Here is a 17122-nt window from a genome sequence, read left to right on the forward strand (position 1 = left end):
CGGATAATCAATTGACATCGGCCCGAAGCCTTCTGATGCGCGCAGCATTGGGGGGCTGCGTGGTTGCCGCTGCCTATCCGTTGTGGGCTCCGGACAGCTCGCTCACAGCTGCCGGCGGCGACCATGATGATCTGCGCTATGTTAGCATTGCCCGCGACAACGTCATTCAGAACGTCACCGCTGCCGGAACGCTCGAAGCCGTTGATACCGTCGAGGTCAGCTCACAGCTTTCGGGGCAGGTCGCCAAGCTGATGGCCGACCACAATTCCATCGTTCGGGCCGGCGAGCCCCTTGCTGCACTCGACAGCGCCACTTTCGAAGTCTTGGTCAAGGAAGCAGAAGCCTCGCTCACCGTCGCGCTCGCACAACACGAGGAGGCCAAGGCAGCCGTCGATGGCGCGCAGGCGCACTACGATGACGCGTTGCGCGATCTTCAGGTCAAGAGCTCACTCAGCAAGAACGGCAGTGTTTCGCAACGCGACGCCGAGCGAGCGCAGATGACGGCTCGCTCGCTCGGCGCTGAATTGTCTGCGGCGCAGGCGCGCGTGCAGGTACGCGCGGCCGGTGTGATGGTTGCGCGTGCCTCCCTCGAACGGGCTCGACTTGATCTCGAACGAAGCACCGTCAAGTCGCCGATCGATGGAATAGTCATCCGGCGCAGCGTCGAGCTTGGCCAGACAGTTGCTGCAAGCCTCCAGGCGCCGACCCTCTTCACCATCGCGCGGGATCTGTCGGACATGCGCGTCAGTGCGTCCGTCAGCGAGGCCGACATTGGCGCGGTGCGAACCGGCCAGCGTGCGCTGTTCAGTGTCGATTCCTATCCGGGACGGACCTTCGAGGGCCGCGTACTCGAGATCCGGAAGGCAGCACGGATGGTACAAAACGTGGTGACCTACACCGTGATGATTTCGGCGCCCAATCCAGAAGATCTGCTGCTTCCCGGGATGACGGCCGATGTTCGCATCGTAGTTCAAGAGCAACACGATGTGATGGTTGTTCCCAATGCCGCACTCAGTTTTCGCCCGGTGCGGGACGGCGCAACTGATCGCGCCCCCGGACAGGGAGTGATCTGGATCCGCACGAAGTCCGGCCATCTGGACCCAGCCTCGGTCTCATTGGGCGCCACCAGCGACTCTCTGACCCAGATCCTGTCGGAGGACGTTCAAATCGGTCAGCGGGTCGCCATCGGTTATCGTAGCAAGCCATGACATCGCTCGTCATCCTGGACCATATCCACAAGCGGCACCGGCTCGGCAGCCAAAGCGTTCACGCGCTGTCGGACATAACCATGCAAATCGATCCGGGAGAGTTCGTTGCCGTCGTGGGCCCGTCCGGATCGGGAAAATCCACCTTGCTTTCGATCATAGGCTGCCTCGATCGACCCTCCTCCGGAGGATACTTCCTTCACGGTCAGGATGTACTTGCGCAGTCAAGGCGGCGGTTGAGCGAACTGCGAAACCGGCGCTTCGGCTTTGTGTTTCAGAACTTCAATCTGTTGCCACGCCTGACCGCCCTCGAGAATGTAGGGTTGCCGTTATTCTATCGGCGTGACGGGCTGCGCAATCCGATCGCAAGGGCACGCGTTGCGCTCGAGCGGGTCGGTCTCGGCAGTAGGATGCAGCATATGCCTGGCCAGCTCTCGGGCGGTGAGCAGCAGCGTGTCGCCGTCGCGCGTGCGATCGTCAACGAACCCGACCTTCTCTTGGCCGACGAGCCGACCGGGGCACTCGATACGAACACACGCGATACCATCCTCTCCATACTTGCCGAACTCCGGCGTGGCGGCCTCACGGTCATGCTTGTAACCCACGACGCCGAAGTCGCGGGGCGCGCGCAGCGCACGATCAGGCTTCGGGACGGCGCAATCGTCGGTGACTCGATATCTCTCGGCACGTCCTCAACTTCGACCATCGCGGAGGTTTGATGCGATCGCTCGGCTACGTCTATCTGGCGTTTCAGTCGATACGTGCCCACATATTGCGCTCTGTTCTCGCGATAACGGGCATTGTCATCGGCATCGCCGCCGTGCTGATCGTGGTCGCTGTGGCGGAAGGGGCGCGTGCCGAGATTTCGAGACAGATCAATTCGCTTGGATCGAATCTATTGCTGGTGCAGCCCGGTGCGCAAAACGCGCAAGGCGTGCGACAGCAGGCGGGCACCGTCCTGTCGCTTACGACAACCGATGCGCTCGCTGTTGCTCGCGAAGTGCCCGACGTTGTCATTGCGGCGCCATTCGTGGGCGGGCAAAAGACGGTCATCGCGAGAGACTTGAACTGGTCAACCCTTGTTGCCGGGGTGACCCCGGAGTTTTTTGAAGCTCGTGGGTGGCTAATAGGGGAGGGGCAGCTATTCAATCAGGATCAGGTTGCATCAGTCGCAAAGATCGCGGTGATCGGACGTACGATCGCGCGCGAACTGTTCCGCGACAGCGATCCGCTCGGCCGCTTCATCCGTATCGACCGCACTTCATATGTCGTGATCGGGGTGCTTGCCGAGAAGGGGCAGGACTTCACCGGCCGCGACCAGGACGACGTCATCTTCATTCCCCTGTCGTCCGCAAGAATCTTCGCCACCGGACGAAGTCAGGCCAATCCGGATGCCGTGCATACGATTCTGGTGAAGGCCGATTCCACCCAGTCAATGACAACGGTGGGAGGTGCGATTGCCCGCGTCCTGCGGCACCGTCATAAGATCATGGGACACAAGGACGACGATTTCCGGATTCAGAACCTCATCCAGATCGCCCAGACGCGCGATCGGACCTATCGCCAGTTCACGCTGCTGGTGTCCGCGCTTGCGGGAATCTCGCTCCTGGTCGGCGGCATCGGCGTGATGAACATCATGCTCGTATCGGTGACCGAACGGTTCAATGAGATCGGCATTCGCCTTGCGTTTGGCGCCCGGCCACAAGATATTCGGAAACAATTTCTGATGGAAGCGGTGCTCCTCTGCACCATCGGCGGCCTGTCGGGTCTCGTCGTCGGCTACGCCTGCACGCGCGTTGTGCCCTCCGCGTTGGGCTGGCCCGTCGAGTTCAACGCAGGGATGGCGCTGGTCGCCGTCGCCTGCTCCAGTCTCATCGGCATTATCTTCGGTCTTCTGCCGGCCGAGCGGGCTGCGCGCTTGGATCCGGCGGCGTTACTAAGGTCCGGTTAGAAGGACGAGTTTCCTCGTCCCTCTTGGCGGGCTGGTGCGATGGGGATCTCGTCCGGGGTTATTCGGGTCGGCTGTCAAACTCCAGCCAATCTTCATGGCATAGAAAATCTAAGTCAACGCGTCAGAAGATCTGGTTTGATCCGGGGATGGCGGCGTGAAACAAGCTCCCACCGAACCATGAAACAGGTGAGCGACAATGGTTGATGCGAGCGAAGTTGCTATCAGTCACCTGCAGCGCCGGAAGATCGAAGGGCGCGTGCTGATCCCGTTCATTCAGGTATTGCGTGACCGGTTCGGTCAAAGCGCAATGCGCGAAGTCGTTGACGAAACGATACGCAGGCTCGCCGCCGAGGACGGCGCGAGATGGGCAGCAACCTACGGCAAGACGACTGCGTCGCTGCGAACCGTGGCGCAGGAACTCTGGCCGGGCGGCGGCAGCATGGACCTCGAGGTGGTCTCGGAGTCCGACGATCACCTCGATTTCAACGTTACGCGCTGCCAATACGCCGCGTTCTACAAGGAGCTGGGTCTCGCTGATCTCGGCATTCGCGTCCACTGCAATCGTGATCATGCCATGCTGGCCGGCTTCAACGACGAACTCGAACTGTCCCGAAGCCAGACGATCATGGAGGGCGGAGCCTGCTGCGATTTCAGGTTTCGCAAGCGGTCGTAGCGCTACGCCGAAAACTCCCGCACAGCCCGCACCACGACGGCCGGCGCTTCCTGCGCAACGCAGTGACCGATGCCGGCGAAGGATTGTGTGCTGACGCGCGGAATGAGTGACACTGCGCGCAAGGCCATCTCCTTGTAGATCGCACCCGAGGCCTCGGCGGTCGTCACGCGCACTGGGCAATCGATCTCGATGAGCCGCGCGAACGGGTTTCCGCGGGCGTCGCCGGTGTAGATCTGGTCCATTGCCTCGAAGATCGGCCGCAGGATCGCTGACTCGATCTCTGGCGTGCAGCAGAGCCGCACCCGGCCATTCTCCAGAGGCGCGAAGCCGTGCTTCACATAGGCCCAGAGCGAGGTCTCGGTCCAATCCGCGAACGCCGGCGCGGCGCGGTAGCGCTTGAAGACCGCCTCAAAACTGTCGAACTCGGCCTGGCGCCGCAGCACGCCTTGTACGCCGGCGGTGGCCCATTCGCTCAATCCCGCCGACGCATCGCGTGCCTTGCGCGGATCCATCACGGTCGGCTCCATCACGAACAGGCGCGTGAAACGGCCGGGCCGAAGTTTCGCTGCGAGCAATAAATCCGTCGCACCGGCGCTGTGGCCGATGCCGTAGATGTCGCGCAGCTCCAGCGCATCGATCACCCGGCAGACGTCGTCGGCGTAATCGAGGAAGTGATATGCGCCGGGCTTGTGGCTGGCGCCGTGGCCGCGGCGGTCGAGCGCATAGACGGTGTAAGTCGATGCAAGCTCACGCGCGACCTCGCTCCAGACGTCGGCGACGAAACCGGTGCCGTGCAGGAGCAGGGCGGGCTGTTTGCCGCGCTCGCCCCACTGCAGCATGGCGATCTCGGAGCTGGCCGGGCCGATGGAAAAGCGGTGCGGATCGGTCATGGGGGCAAGATGCTACTTCGCATCCTCCAAGATCATCGTCGCGCCTTTCTCGGCGATCATCGCGGTCGGCGTGTTGGTGTTACCCGAGGTGATGGTCGGCATGACCGAGGCATCGACGATGCGAAGGCCGGAAAGGCCGTAGAAGCGCAGGCGTTCGTCGACCACCGCCATCGGATCGTTCGCCGCGCCCATCTTCGCGGTGCCGACGGGATGGAAGATGGTGGTGCCGATGTCACCGGCAGCCTTCGCGAGCGAGGCATCGTCGTTGCCGACCGAGGGACCTGGCAGATATTCGCGCGGGCGGTACTTTGCCAATGCCTTCTGCTGCATCAGGCGGCGGGTGGTGCGGATTGCGTCGGCGGCGACCTGGCGGTCGTCATCGGTCGACAGATAGTTCGGCGCGATGATCGGTTTCTCGTCCGGGCTCGCCGAACGGAGGCGCACGGTGCCGCGCGAGGTCGGCTGGAGATTGCACGCGCTCACCGTGATCGCGGGAAAGCGGTGCAGCGGATCGCCGAACTTGTCGAGCGATAGCGGCTGCACGTGGAACTGAATGTTGGCGCGTGCGCGCGTTGCATCCGAGCGCGTGAAGATGCCGAGCTGTGACGGCGCCATGGTCAGCGGACCGCGGCGGCGGAAGGCGTAGTCGAGCCCCATCAGGCCGCGGCGGAATAGGTTATAATAGGTCTCGTTCAGCGTGCGCACGCCCTCGACCTTGTAGATCGCGCGCTGCTGCAGATGGTCCTGTAAGTTGCGCCCCAGACCGGGCTTGTCCATGACGACGTCGATGCCGAGCGGCGACAGCCAGTCGGCGGGGCCGATGCCGGAGCGATGCAGCACTTGCACCGAGCCGATCGAGCCGGCCGAGAGGATCACCTCGCGCTTAGCCCGTGCCTCGATGATCTCGCCGTTCTGGATGAAGCGCACGCCCACCGCGCGGCCCTGCTCGATGATCAGGCGGTCGACCAGCACATGCTTCTCGAGCCGCAGATTGGGGCGGTTCAGCGCGGGCTTGAGGAAGCCGCGCGCCGACGACCAGCGCCGGCCACGCTTCTGGTTGACGTGGAAATAGCTGGCGCCTTCGTTGTCGCCGGTGTTGAAATCCGGGATGCGCTTGATGCCCATCTCCTCGGCGGCGTCGCCCACTGCATCGAGAACGTCCCACGACAGCCGCGGCGCCTCGATGCGCCAGCCGCCGCCGGCGCCGTGATGCTCGCTCGCGCCCAGGAAGTGATCTTCCAGCCGCTTGAACAGCGGCAGCACGTCGTCATAGCCCCAGCCGGTCATGCCGAGCTGGCGCCAATGGTCGTAATCGGCAGCCTGTCCGCGCATCGAGATCATGGCGTTGATCGACGAGCAGCCGCCGATCACCTTGCCGCGGGGATAGGCGAGCGCGCGGCCGTTCAGGCCCGGCTCGGCCTCGGTCTTGAACATCCAGTCCGAGCGCGGATTGCCGATGGCAAAGAGATAGCCGACCGGGATGTGGAACCAGATCCAGTTGTCGTCGCCGCCGGCCTCGAGAATGAGGACACGGTTCTTCGGATCGGCCGAGAGCCGGTTCGCGAGGATACAGCCCGCCGTGCCGGCCCCGACGACAATGTAGTCAAACTCACCTTCGAGCCGTCTTGGCATTCTGCGTCCACCCAAACAGGCGTCATGCCCGGGGCTTGTCCCGGGGCTCCAGCGCTTTCTGTCCTAATAGTCGGACGTGGATGGCGAAGACAAGCTCGCTACAAGCCCGGCCATGACGAGAGGACAGGGCTACCCTCGATCCGCGGCAGTTAGGTGGACCGGCGCTTGCATGGTAGACAGTCCTGTATTCCCAACAAAGCTTGAGACCCTCCATGCCCATCGTGAACCGCGTCGCCGACCTCCAACCCGATATTCAGGCCTGGCGCCGGGACATCCATCAGCATCCGGAGCTGCTATATGACGTTCACCGCACCGCAGCATTCGTTGCGGACCGTTTGCGCGAGTTCGGCTGCGATGAGGTCGTGACTGGCCTTGGCCAGACCGGCGTGGTCGGCGTGATCAAGGGCAGCAAGCCGGCCGGCGAGGGCCTCAAGGTGATTGGCCTGCGCGCCGACATGGACGCGCTGCCCGTCGAGGAGCAGACCAACCTGCCTTACGCCTCCAAGACCCCGGGCAAGATGCACGCCTGCGGCCATGACGGCCACACCGCGATGCTGCTGGGCGCGGCGCGCTACCTCGCCGAGACCCGCAACTTCGCCGGCGATGCCGTGGTGATCTTCCAGCCGGCCGAGGAGGGCGGCGCGGGCGGTGCGGCCATGGTCAAGGACGGCCTGATGGAGCGCTTCGGCATCGAGCAGGTCTACGGCATGCACAACGGCCCGGGCATCCCCATCGGCTCGTTCGCGATCCGGCCGGGTCCGATCATGGCGGCGACCGACGAGGTCGACATCATGATCGAGGGCGTCGGCGGCCATGCCGCGCGTCCGCACAAATGCGTGGACTCCGTGCTGGTCGGTGCGCAGGTGATCACCGCCTTGCAATCGATCGTCGCGCGCAGCGTCGATCCCTTGGAATCGGCGGTGATCTCGATCTGCGAATTCCACGCCGGCAATGCCCGCAATGTCATTCCGCAGACGGCGACGCTGAGGGGCACCATCCGTACGTTGTCGCCGGAGGTGCGCAAGCTGGTCGAGAAGCGCGTGCACGAGGTTGTGGCAGGCGTGGCGCAGATCACGGGTGCCAAGATCGATCTGCGCTACAAGCGCAACTATCCGGTGGTGAACAACCACGCTGCGGAGACCGAGGTGGCAAGGCGCATCGCCAAGCAGGTCGCAGGGGACGCCAACGTGCACGAGATGCCGCCGCTGATGGGCGGCGAGGATTTCGCCTACATGCTGGAAGCGCGGCCCGGCGCCTTCATCTTCTGTGGCAATGGCGACAGCGCCGGCCTGCATCATCCCGCTTATAATTTCAACGACGAGGCGATTGTCTACGGCACGTCCTATTGGGTCAAGCTGGTCGAGGAATCGCTGGCTGCGTCGTAGTTCACCTCGCCCCGCTCTTGTCCGCCGAAGCCTCGGCGAAGGCGGATGAGGTCGATCGCGTAAGCGATCGGGTGAGGGGGACTCTCCGCGAGTCCGTCTCTCACCGTGATTGTGGATGCAGCCCCTCACCTCAACCCTCTCCCCGTAAGAACGGGGAGAGGGAGCGGACAGGTACTCAGAACATCCGCGAGAAGATCACGTAGAGCGTGGCCGACAGCATGATCGCGCAGGGCAGGGTCAGCACCCAGGCCATCAGCAGGTTGCGGATCGTCGACCATTGCAGGCCCGAACCGTTCGCCGCCATGGTACCAGCGACGCCGGACGACAGCACGTGGGTGGTCGAGACCGGCAGGCCGAACACGTCGGCGGCGCCGATCGTGGCGGCGGCCACGAGCTCGGCCGAGGCGCCCTGCGCGTAGGTGAGATGGCTCTTGCCGATCTTCTCGCCCACGGTGATGACGATGCGCTTCCAGCCGATCATGGTGCCGAGGCCGAGCGCGATGGCGACCGCGATCTTCACCCAGTTGGGGATGAACTTCGTGGCGGCATCGAGCGAGCCCTTGTAGGTGTTGAGCACCGCGATCTCATCCTTGTTGAGATCGTTCGCCTTGTCCTTCATCAGGAAACGGATCGCTTCCGACGTCAGGTACATGTCGTTGCGGGTATTGCCGACGGCTTCGGCGGGTACCTTGCTCAGCGTGCCGTATCGGGCAACCTGATCGCCGACGTCCTTCACCAGCACGGCGAGCGAGGGATAGGTACCGTCGTTGAGCTCGTGCAGGGCGATGTACTGCGTCACCGCCGGACGAGGATCGCCGATGATGCTGTGGCCGGCGCCTTTGGCCGAGATCACCTTGGAGGCGGCCTCGGAGGTCTTCTGGAACTGGGCGACCTGGGATTCCGGCAGCGCCCGGTTGAGGGCGTAAGCCGTCGGCACGGTGCCGATCAGGATCAGCATGATCAGGCCCATGCCCTTTTGGCCGTCGTTCGAGCCGTGCGCGAAGCTGACGCCGGTGCAGGTTGCGATCAGCAGGCCGCGGATCCACAGCGGCGGCGCCTTGTTGCCTTCGGGCGCGGCATAGAGCGCCGGCTTGCGCACGATAAACTTGAGCAGCAGCAACAGCACGGCGGCGCAGATGAATCCGAACAGCGGCGACAACAGCAGCGCGTAGCCGATCTCGGTCGCCTTGCTCCAATCCACGCCCGAGGTGCCGTCGCGGCCGCGCATGACGGCGTTGGCAACGCCGACGCCGATGATCGAGCCGATCAGCGTGTGCGAGGAGGAGGCCGGCAGGCCGAAGAACCAGGTGCCGAGATTCCACAGGATCGCGGCGATCAGCAGCGCGAACACCATGGCGAAGCCGGCGCTGGAGCCGACCTGGAGGATCAGCTCGACCGGCAGCAGCGAGACGATGCCGAACGCGACCGCGCCGGAGGACAAGAGCACGCCGAGGAAGTTGAAGAAGCCCGACCACATCACCGCGACTTCGGCCGGCAGCGAATGGGTGTAGATCACGGTCGCCACCGCATTGGCGGTATCGTGGAAGCCGTTGACGAATTCGAAGCCGAGCGCGATCAGGAGCGCGACGAACAGGAGGATGTAGGGCAGGTAGGTCGTCACCCGCGTGCCGGTCGCGTTGATGTCGACATAGATGCTGTAGGCGACGAACAGCAGGCCGGCGGCGAGGATGCCGAAGAACAGGATCAACGTCAGCGGATTGAAGCCCTTGTCGAGATTTGGCCGCGAGGCCGGCTGGACGGGCGCGGGATCTGTTACCGCGCGGTCAAATGCAACATCGGTCATGTCTGGACGCCCCTTAACTTTCAAGTAAGGGTATTGTCCGCGATGGATTTGAAGGCCGGATGACAACTAAGGCGTGAAGGCCGTTTTTGCTGCCAGTATTAGGCAGCCCGTGCAGCCTTCTTCTGCAAGCCGGCCGCGATCTTCAAATCGTCGACAAAGCGCTGATATTCCAGCACCTTGGTTTCCGGATCGGGCAGCCGCAGCAGATAAGACGGATGCACCGTCACCAAAGCCTTGCGCCCGTCGGGTAGGTCGATGAGCCGGCCTCGGTTTTTGCCAATGGGCGTGATCTTGCCGAACACGCTTTGCGCGGCAGTGGCGCCCATCGCCACGATGAGATCGGGTTGGATTGCCGAAACTTCCCGCTCATACCATTGCCGGCACGCCCGGATCTCCGGCGTATTCGGCTTCTGGTGCAGGCGGACCTTTCCGCGTGGCACGAATTTGAAGTGTTTGACCGCGTTGGTGACATAGACCTTCTTGCGATCGACGCCGGCCTCCTCCAGCGCGCGGTCGAGCATCTGGCCGGCCGGGCCGACGAAGGGATGGCCGGCGAGGTCTTCCTTGTCGCCGGGCTGCTCGCCGACCAGCATGATGTTGGCGGACTTCGGGCCTTCGCCGAACACGGTCTGGGTTGCGTCCTTGTAGAGGTGGCAGGCGCGGCAATGCGCGGCCTCCTCGCGGAGCGCGTCGAGATCGTCGGCAGCTAGCTTGCGTTTCATCGGAGCCTCCGGCCGCGGGGTGATCCACCCGCCGGTCCAGCGTTCGGCATCGGCGAGCAGCGGTTCAAGTATCGAGGCTTTCGACAGGTTCCTGTGACTCTTCTTCGGCGCTTCCGGCGTGATCGGGTGGTCTGGAAAGTGGCGGCGCCAGGTTTCCTCCAACCGGTTGGGGGCGGGCATCTCCGTCTGGCTGATGCCCGGGGTGAATGAGATCGCGTGGCCATCCCAATGGGCGCAAATGTCGGGCGTGAGGATCGACCAGGGCATGTCGGCGTAGCGGCGCGCGAAGAAGGGGGCGGTGAATTCGACGATGTGATGCTCCGGCACGAACCAGGCCGCGTAATGTGCGTTGTGCTCGCGTCCGATTTCGCGGAAGCGAATGACATCGCGCATCCGCTGCATGTCGCGATGCACGCTGACGGCCATCGCTGTCGCCTGCGCGACGTCCGGATCGGCTCTGGTCTCGAGCAGATCGTGGTCGGTCCGCAACCGCCACAGCAGGCGATAGAGCAGTGCAAAGCGTTCACCGTCGCGGTGCAGGGCCGCGATGCGGGCGAGCTCGATGAAATTGGCCGGCACGCTGAAGGTGCCGTCGGTTTCGATCGGCGGAAGGCCTGGCGCTTCGCATAGACCGGCCGGCACCGCCTCTTTCGCGCGGCCCTGCACGCTCCAGGTCACTTCGGCCGGCGCGATCTGATGCAGTGCGAGCGCGCGGGCGGTTTTGCGCCAGCTCTCGAAATCGGTCTGGCTGTCGAGAGTGATGAGGTACATGGCACTTGAATCCTCTTGATTCTGCTCATGAATCCGACTTAGCGCCAATTCGATTGACTCGCGGGGCGCCGTTAGCTTTATATTAGAACATATCATGAACAAATGAGCCAGCCGTTGGTTCTTCTTTTGAGGACCACGGCATCAATCTCTGAAGGAGCGGCGAGCATGAGCGGCGCACGCATTAGCGCGCTTGCGACCTTGCGCAGCCAAATCGAGCGCATCGAGACGGCGGAGGTCGTGCATCATCGCGATCGCGTCGCGCTCGGCCACAGCGAGGCTGACAGCGCGCTGAAGGGCGGGCTCGCGCGCGCGGCGATCCACGAGGTGTTTTGTGAGGGGCGGCAGGGAACGGCCGCGACGGGCTTCGTCATGGGGCTTGCGGGCCGCGTGACGGCACGCAAGCCGCTATTGTGGGTGCGGCAGGATTTTTCGGAGCTCGAAACCGGCGCGCTGTCGATGAGCGGGCTTGCCGAACTCGGCCTCGACCCGCGTCGCGTGGTGATGGTGCGCGCCGCCGATGTCGAGAGCGCACTGCGCACCTCAGCCGACGCGCTCGCCTGCGATGCGCTGGGGGCCGTGGTGCTCGAGCTCTGGGGCGAGATCAGGCAGTTCGATCTCGTGGCGAGCCGCAAGCTGACGCTGGCCGCGCAATCTTCCGGCGTCACCGGGCTCTTGCTGCGCATGGCCGCGCAACCGATGCCCTCGACCGCGGAAACACGATGGATGCTGCGCGCGGCGCATTCACCGCCGGGCCCGGTGTGGAGTGCCTGGGGCGTGCCGCGCTTCGATGCCGAGCTCTTGCGCAATCGTCATGGCCCATGTGGCCGGTGGATCATGGAATGGAAATGTGATGAGTGCCAGTTCAGTGAGCCGTCGACGTGTCCTCAGCCTGTGGCTGCCGCGCCTGCCAATCGATCGGATTCAGCGGTTCTTTGGCAACGTCGGACTGCATAAAAGCAATGATCCAAGCATCGTCGTCATCAAGGACAACAATGCGCTGGTGATTCATGCGCTGGACGAGGCCGCCGAGCGCCTCGGCCTGTATATCGGTCAGCCGCTGGCGAACGCGCGGGCGATGTGTCCGGACTTGCGTGTGTTCGACGCCGATGTCGTGGCCGATGCGAAGACGCTCAGCGATGTCGCGGACTGGTGCGACCGCTTCACGCCGCTGGTGGCGCTCGATCCGCCGCACGGGCTGTTCCTCGACATCACCGGCTGCGCGCATCTGTTCGGTGGTGAGGCCGCGTTGTTGCGGACGTTGGTCCGCGCATTGGCCCGGCAGGGGTTTGCCGTCAGCGCGGCGATCGCCGGCACCTCGGTCTGCGCGCGCACGCTGACGCGGCAGGCCACGGGCACCATCGTGGCCGATGGCGAGGAGGCGGAGGTGATCAGCCGGTTGCCGATATCCGCGCTCGGCGCAGGCGAGACCATCACCACCGGCCTGCGCCGTGCCGGGCTGAAGACCATCGGCGATGTCGCCGCGCGCACGCCGAGCGAGATCACGGCGCGGTTCGGCGCGCGGTTCTCCACGCTGCTGGCGCATGCGCTGGGGCAGGGCGATGCGCCGATCAACCCGCGCAAGCCGCTGCCCGACTACATCGTGGAAAAGCGCTTTGCCGAGCCGATCGCGACCGACACCATGATCGCGATGACGCTGTCGCGCCTCGCCGACACGTTGATCGCGTCCATGGAGAAGCAAGGCAAGGGCGCGCGGCGCCTGGAGGCCGCCTTCTTCCGCACCGACGGCGTGGTGCGCGCGATCACGGTCGAGACCGGACATCCGGTGACGCGAAGCGCGGTCATTGACCGCCTGTTTCGCGAGCGCCTCGACGCACTCGCCGATCCGCTCGATCCCGGCTTCGGCTTCGACATGGTGCGGCTGTCGGCGAGCCGCACCGAGATCGTGGTGCAGGAGCAGCGCGATCTCGACGCTCATGTCCACGACAATGACGATCTCGCCGCGCTGATCGACCGCATTGCCGCGCGCATCGGCGGCAAGCGGGTCGTCGTGCACCTGCCGCAGGATACCCATATCCCTGAATGCGCGGTGCTGGCCGCGCCGGCGCAGCATCATCTCGCCGCTGCCATGCAGGCCGAATGGCCGGCACGTGCCGAGAGCGAGCCGCCGCTGCGCCCCTTGCGGCTGTTCGACAAGCCGGAGCCGATCAAGGTGCCGTTCGCGACCGTGCCGGACGGTCCGCCACATCAGTTCACCTGGCGCCGCGCGCTGCATGCGGTGGTGCGAGTGGAGGGACCCGAGCGCATCGCCATGGAATGGTGGCGGCAGGACGGCAAGCAGCTCACGCGGGACTATTTCCGCATCGAGGATGCCGAAGGCCTGCGCTTCTGGATCTTTCGCGACGGTCTTTATGAGGGGGAGTGCTTCGATCACGACGGCAAGCCCGTTCCTCCCAGCTGGTATGTGCACGGTCTCTTCGCATGAACACGCCTGCCTATGCCGAGATTGGCATCACCACCAATTTTTCCTTCCTGCGCGGCGGCTCGGATCCGCGCGCCTATGTGCATCAGGCCAGCATCCTCGGCATCCCCGCGATCGGCATCGCCGATCACAACACGCTGGCCGGCGTGGTGCGCGCCTACAAGGAGCTCGACAATGCCGAGGTGCTGCACAAGCCGAAACTCCTGATCGGCGCGCGCATCGTCTTCGTCGACGACACGCCGGATATTCTGGTCTATCCGCGCGACCGCGCGGCCTATGGCCGGCTGTGCCAGCTTCTCACCAAGGGCAAGCGCGGCGACGACATCACGCGGATCGAGAAGGGGGAATGCCGTCTCACCTTCGCCGATCTCCTCGCGTTTTCGCAAGGTCAGCTCCTGGTCCTGACGCTGCCGCATCGTTTCGAACCCGCGCAGGCGCTGGATGTTCTTGCGAAACTCAAGGACAGCCGCGCCGAGGGCGTGTGGCTGGCGGCGAGCCTGATCTATCGTGGCGACGACCGGCGCCGGCTGGCGCGGCTCGATGATCTCGCGGCAGAAGCACGAGTGCCGCTGCTCGCGACCAACGAGGTGCTCTATCATCATCCGGCGCGCCGTCCCTTGCAGGACGTGCTAACCTGCATCCGGGAAAAGACCACGATCGAGTCGGTCGGACGGAAGCTGGAAGCCAATGCCGAGCGGTTCTTGAAGGCGCCCAGGGAGATGTCGCGGCTGTTCCGCGATTTCCCCGAGGCGATCACGGAGACCATGCGCTTCGCAGACGCAATCGACTTCTCGCTCGATCAGCTCAAATACCAATATCCGGACGAGCCGGTGCCGCCGGGCAAGACCGCGCAAGGGCATCTGGAGGACCTGACCTGGGCGGGTGTCGACAAATATTTCGGCGGCAAGATCGACGACAAGTTGCGCGCGACCCTGAACAAGGAGCTCGCGCTGATCGCCGAGCTGAAATACGCGCATTACTTTCTCACCGTGCACGACATCGTGCGCTACGCGCGCAGCCAGAATATCCTGTGCCAGGGGCGGGGATCGGCGGCGAACTCGGCCGTGTGTTACGTGCTCGGCATCACCTCGGTCGATCCGACCAAGGTCGATCTGTTGTTCGAGCGCTTCATCTCCAAGGAGCGGCTGGAGCCGCCTGACATCGACGTCGATTTCGAGCATTCGCGGCGCGAGGAGGTGATGCAATATGTCTATCGCCGCTACGGCCGCCACCGCGCCGCGATCATCGCTACCGTCATCCATTACCGCCCGCGCAGCGCCATCCGCGACGTCGGCAAGGCGCTGGGCCTGACCGAGGACGTCACTGCCGCGCTCGCCGATACCGTCTGGGGAAGCTGGGGCAAGGGCCTCAACGACATGCAGGTCAGGCAGGCCGGGCTCGATCCCAACAATCCCATGATCAACCTCGCGGTCGAGCTCGCAACCGAGCTGATCGAATTCCCGCGCCACCTCTCCCAGCATGTCGGCGGCTATGTGCTGACGCAGGACCGGCTCGACACCTATGTGCCGATCGGCAACGCCGCGATGGACGATCGTACTTTCATCGAATGGGACAAGGATGACGTCGATGCGCTCAGCATGATGAAGGTCGACGTGCTGGCGCTGGGCATGCTGACCTGCATCCGCAAATGTTTCGATTTGATCGCGGAGCACAAGGGCGAGCGCTGGGTGCTGGCGAGCGTTCCGCAGGACGATCCCAAAGTCTATGACATGCTTTGCGACGGGGAATCGCTCGGCGTGTTCCAGGTCGAGAGCCGCGCGCAGATGAACATGCTGCCGCGCCTGAAGCCGCGGACGTTCTACGATCTCGTCATCGAAGTCGCGATCGTACGTCCGGGGCCGATCCAGGGCGATATGGTGCATCCTTACTTACGGCGGCGGAACGGTCAGGAGGAGGTGCGTTATCCCTCGCCGTCGCCCGAGCATGGTCCCGCGGACGAGCTCTACAAGGTGCTGCACAAGACCAAGGGCGTGCCTCTGTTCCAGGAGCAGGCGATGCGGATCGCGATCGAGGCGGCAAAATTCACCTCCGAGGAGGCCAATGGCCTGCGCCGCTCGATGGCGACCTTCCGCAATGTCGGCACCATCGGCAAATATGAGGACAAGCTGATCGGCAACATGGTCGCGCGCGGCTACGATGCCGACTTCGCCAGAAGCTGCTTCGACCAGATCAAGGGCTTTGGCTCCTACGGTTTCCCCGAGAGCCACGCCGCGAGCTTCGCGCAGCTCGTCTATATCTCTTCATGGCTGAAGCATTACCATCCCGACGCCTTCTGCTGCGGCCTCTTGAACTCGCAGCCGATGGGCTTTTATGCCCCGGCACAGATCGTCGGCGATGCCCGCAAGAACGGCGTCGAGGTGCGCGACATCGACGTGTCCTACAGCTTTGCGCAGAACACGCTGGAGCAGGGGAAAGACAAATATTGCGCCGTGCGCCTCGGTTTCCGCCAGATCGATGGCTTCCACTGGCTGGACGAGGATGAGGAGCGCTTGAAACGCTCCCAGCTGTCATTCCGGGGCGCGCGGCTTGTCCGCCGAAGCTCTGAGAGCGAAGGCGGAAGCGCGAACCCGGAATCCATAGGGCCGCGTACGCCTGGAGGAGGAATGGATTCCGGGCTCGCGCCAAGTGGCGCGCGCCGGAATGATGAAGGAGAGGTAGCTCAGAACAATACGGAGAGAGCCCAGGACTGGGCCGACCGCATCGTTGCCGCCCGCAACCGCCGTCCCTTCACCTCGCTGGAAGATTTTGCGCGCGACACCGGCCTGCCCAAGCGCGCGCTGATCCTGCTGGCGGATGCCGACGCGTTCCGCTCGCTCGGGCTCGACCGTCGCGAGGCGCTATGGCAGGTGCGGCGGCTGCCTGACGACGTGCCGCTGCCACTGTTCGAGGCGGCCACCGCGCGCGAGCAGCCGGACGAGCACGCAAAACCATTGCCGGTGATGCCGCGCGCCGAGCAGGTGGTCGCCGACTATCAGACCATCCGCCTGTCGCTGAAGGGACATCCGATGGAGTTCCTCCGCGAGATGTTCTCGCGTGAGCGCGTCATCGCCTGCAAGGATGTCAGCCATGAGAACGAGCGGCGCCGCGTCCGCTGCGCCGGCGTGGTGCTGGTGCGGCAGCGGCCGGGCAGCGCCAGCGGCGTCGTGTTCATGACGCTCGAGGACGAAACCGGCATCGCCAATGTTGTGGTGTGGCCCAAGATCCTGGAGCAGTACCGCAAGGAGGTGATGGGCGCGCGCCTCATCCTGGTCGAAGGCTATATCCAGAGCAGCCCCGAGAAGGTGACGCATCTCATCGCCCAGCGCATGATCGATCGCTCGCACGATCTGATCGGATTGGCCAACGACGCTCTAAGCCGCAAGCATCCGGTGCCATCAGGCGCCACCGTGGTCGAACCGCTCAACGACGACCCCCGCGCTCACGCCGATACCCCCGCGCAAAAAATCCGCCATCCCCGCAACGTCCGCATCCTGCCGCCGTCGCGGGATTTTCATTGAGGTTTTGTTCAGCTCGCGCAATCTCTCACCGTCACCCTGAGGCGGCCGCTTCTTCAGCGGCCCTCGAAGGGCGACGGCCCGGCTGCATCGTGGCCGTTCATCCTTCGAGGCTCAGCCTGCGATGCTTTGCA

General features: G+C 64.1%; 12 protein-coding genes. 8 read left to right on the plus strand and 4 right to left on the minus strand.

The window, feature by feature from the left end; genetic code table 11:
* Positions 1–35 precede the first annotated feature (35 nt).
* From BLV07_RS24615 to BLV07_RS24630, 4 genes are all read left to right on the plus strand, one after another.
* Complete coding sequence (locus tag BLV07_RS24615; protein WP_091890750.1) at positions 36–1208, plus strand: efflux RND transporter periplasmic adaptor subunit; 1173 nt, start codon at positions 36–38, stop codon at positions 1206–1208.
* Positions 1205–1924 (plus strand): ABC transporter ATP-binding protein, encoded by a 720-nt coding sequence (locus BLV07_RS24620; protein ID WP_091890753.1) that lies wholly within the window; start codon positions 1205–1207, stop codon positions 1922–1924. The genes BLV07_RS24615 and BLV07_RS24620 overlap by 4 nt, the downstream gene beginning before the upstream one ends.
* Positions 1924–3156 (plus strand): ABC transporter permease, encoded by a 1233-nt coding sequence (locus tag BLV07_RS24625; RefSeq protein WP_091890756.1) that lies wholly within the window; start codon positions 1924–1926, stop codon positions 3154–3156. The genes BLV07_RS24620 and BLV07_RS24625 overlap by 1 nt, the downstream gene beginning before the upstream one ends.
* Before the next feature lie 196 nt (positions 3157–3352).
* The gene (locus tag BLV07_RS24630; RefSeq protein WP_091890759.1) at positions 3353–3829 is read left to right on the plus strand and encodes an L-2-amino-thiazoline-4-carboxylic acid hydrolase; all 477 of its coding nucleotides are present in this window, start codon (positions 3353–3355) and stop codon (positions 3827–3829) included.
* 2 nt (positions 3830–3831) lie between these two features.
* On the opposite strand, the gene BLV07_RS24635 is transcribed toward BLV07_RS24630, so the two are convergent.
* On the minus strand, positions 3832–4719 hold the full coding sequence (locus tag BLV07_RS24635; RefSeq protein ID WP_091890762.1) for an alpha/beta fold hydrolase: 888 nt from the start codon (positions 4717–4719) through the stop codon (positions 3832–3834).
* Between the two features lie 12 nt (positions 4720–4731).
* Positions 4732–6351, minus strand: coding sequence for a GMC family oxidoreductase (locus BLV07_RS24640; protein WP_091890765.1), 1620 nt, complete (start codon positions 6349–6351; stop codon positions 4732–4734).
* 212 nt (positions 6352–6563) lie between these two features.
* On the opposite strand from BLV07_RS24640, the gene BLV07_RS24645 reads away from it, so the two are divergent.
* Positions 6564–7736 (plus strand): M20 aminoacylase family protein, encoded by a 1173-nt coding sequence (locus tag BLV07_RS24645; protein WP_091890768.1) that lies wholly within the window; start codon positions 6564–6566, stop codon positions 7734–7736.
* A gap of 175 nt (positions 7737–7911) precedes the next feature.
* Here the strand turns inward: BLV07_RS24645 and BLV07_RS24650 are convergent, their stop codons facing one another.
* Positions 7912–9540, minus strand: coding sequence for an inorganic phosphate transporter (locus BLV07_RS24650; protein ID WP_091890771.1), 1629 nt, complete (start codon positions 9538–9540; stop codon positions 7912–7914).
* A gap of 98 nt (positions 9541–9638) precedes the next feature.
* Complete coding sequence (locus BLV07_RS24655) at positions 9639–11033, minus strand: UdgX family uracil-DNA binding protein (RefSeq protein WP_091890774.1); 1395 nt, start codon at positions 11031–11033, stop codon at positions 9639–9641.
* 165 nt (positions 11034–11198) lie between these two features.
* On the opposite strand from BLV07_RS24655, the gene BLV07_RS24660 reads away from it, so the two are divergent.
* From BLV07_RS24660 to BLV07_RS24670, 3 genes are read left to right on the plus strand one after another with little or no spacing between them, the layout of a single operon-like run.
* Complete coding sequence (locus BLV07_RS24660) at positions 11199–11987, plus strand: ImuA family protein (RefSeq protein WP_091890776.1); 789 nt, start codon at positions 11199–11201, stop codon at positions 11985–11987.
* Positions 11884–13476 (plus strand): Y-family DNA polymerase, encoded by a 1593-nt coding sequence (locus tag BLV07_RS24665; protein ID WP_176945732.1) that lies wholly within the window; start codon positions 11884–11886, stop codon positions 13474–13476. The genes BLV07_RS24660 and BLV07_RS24665 overlap by 104 nt, the downstream gene beginning before the upstream one ends.
* Positions 13473–16991 carry an error-prone DNA polymerase gene (locus BLV07_RS24670; RefSeq protein WP_091890779.1) on the plus strand — a complete coding sequence of 1173 codons (3519 nt, stop codon included), beginning with the start codon at positions 13473–13475 and terminating at the stop codon, positions 16989–16991. The genes BLV07_RS24665 and BLV07_RS24670 overlap by 4 nt, the downstream gene beginning before the upstream one ends.
* Positions 16992–17122 lie beyond the last annotated feature (131 nt).

Source organism: Bradyrhizobium sp. Rc2d, from assembly GCF_900099855.1.
Classification (GTDB): Bacteria; Pseudomonadota; Alphaproteobacteria; order Rhizobiales; family Xanthobacteraceae; genus Bradyrhizobium.

What these genes read in the sequence shown, in the direction of transcription:
- BLV07_RS24615 (WP_091890750.1), top strand. Translation starts at nt 36, where the DNA reads ATGCGCGCAGCATTGGGGGGCTGCGTGGTTGCCGCTGCCTATCCGTTG.
- BLV07_RS24620 (WP_091890753.1), top strand. Translation starts at nt 1,205, where the DNA reads ATGACATCGCTCGTCATCCTGGACCATATCCACAAGCGGCACCGGCTC.
- BLV07_RS24625 (WP_091890756.1), top strand. Translation starts at nt 1,924, where the DNA reads ATGCGATCGCTCGGCTACGTCTATCTGGCGTTTCAGTCGATACGTGCC.
- BLV07_RS24630 (WP_091890759.1), top strand. Translation starts at nt 3,353, where the DNA reads ATGGTTGATGCGAGCGAAGTTGCTATCAGTCACCTGCAGCGCCGGAAG.
- BLV07_RS24635 (WP_091890762.1), bottom strand. Translation starts at nt 4,719, where the DNA reads ATGACCGATCCGCACCGCTTTTCCATCGGCCCGGCCAGCTCCGAGATC.
- BLV07_RS24640 (WP_091890765.1), bottom strand. Translation starts at nt 6,351, where the DNA reads ATGCCAAGACGGCTCGAAGGTGAGTTTGACTACATTGTCGTCGGGGCC.
- BLV07_RS24645 (WP_091890768.1), top strand. Translation starts at nt 6,564, where the DNA reads ATGCCCATCGTGAACCGCGTCGCCGACCTCCAACCCGATATTCAGGCC.
- BLV07_RS24650 (WP_091890771.1), bottom strand. Translation starts at nt 9,540, where the DNA reads ATGACCGATGTTGCATTTGACCGCGCGGTAACAGATCCCGCGCCCGTC.
- BLV07_RS24655 (WP_091890774.1), bottom strand. Translation starts at nt 11,033, where the DNA reads ATGTACCTCATCACTCTCGACAGCCAGACCGATTTCGAGAGCTGGCGC.
- BLV07_RS24660 (WP_091890776.1), top strand. Translation starts at nt 11,199, where the DNA reads ATGAGCGGCGCACGCATTAGCGCGCTTGCGACCTTGCGCAGCCAAATC.
- BLV07_RS24665 (WP_176945732.1), top strand. Translation starts at nt 11,884, where the DNA reads ATGAGTGCCAGTTCAGTGAGCCGTCGACGTGTCCTCAGCCTGTGGCTG.
- BLV07_RS24670 (WP_091890779.1), top strand. Translation starts at nt 13,473, where the DNA reads ATGAACACGCCTGCCTATGCCGAGATTGGCATCACCACCAATTTTTCC.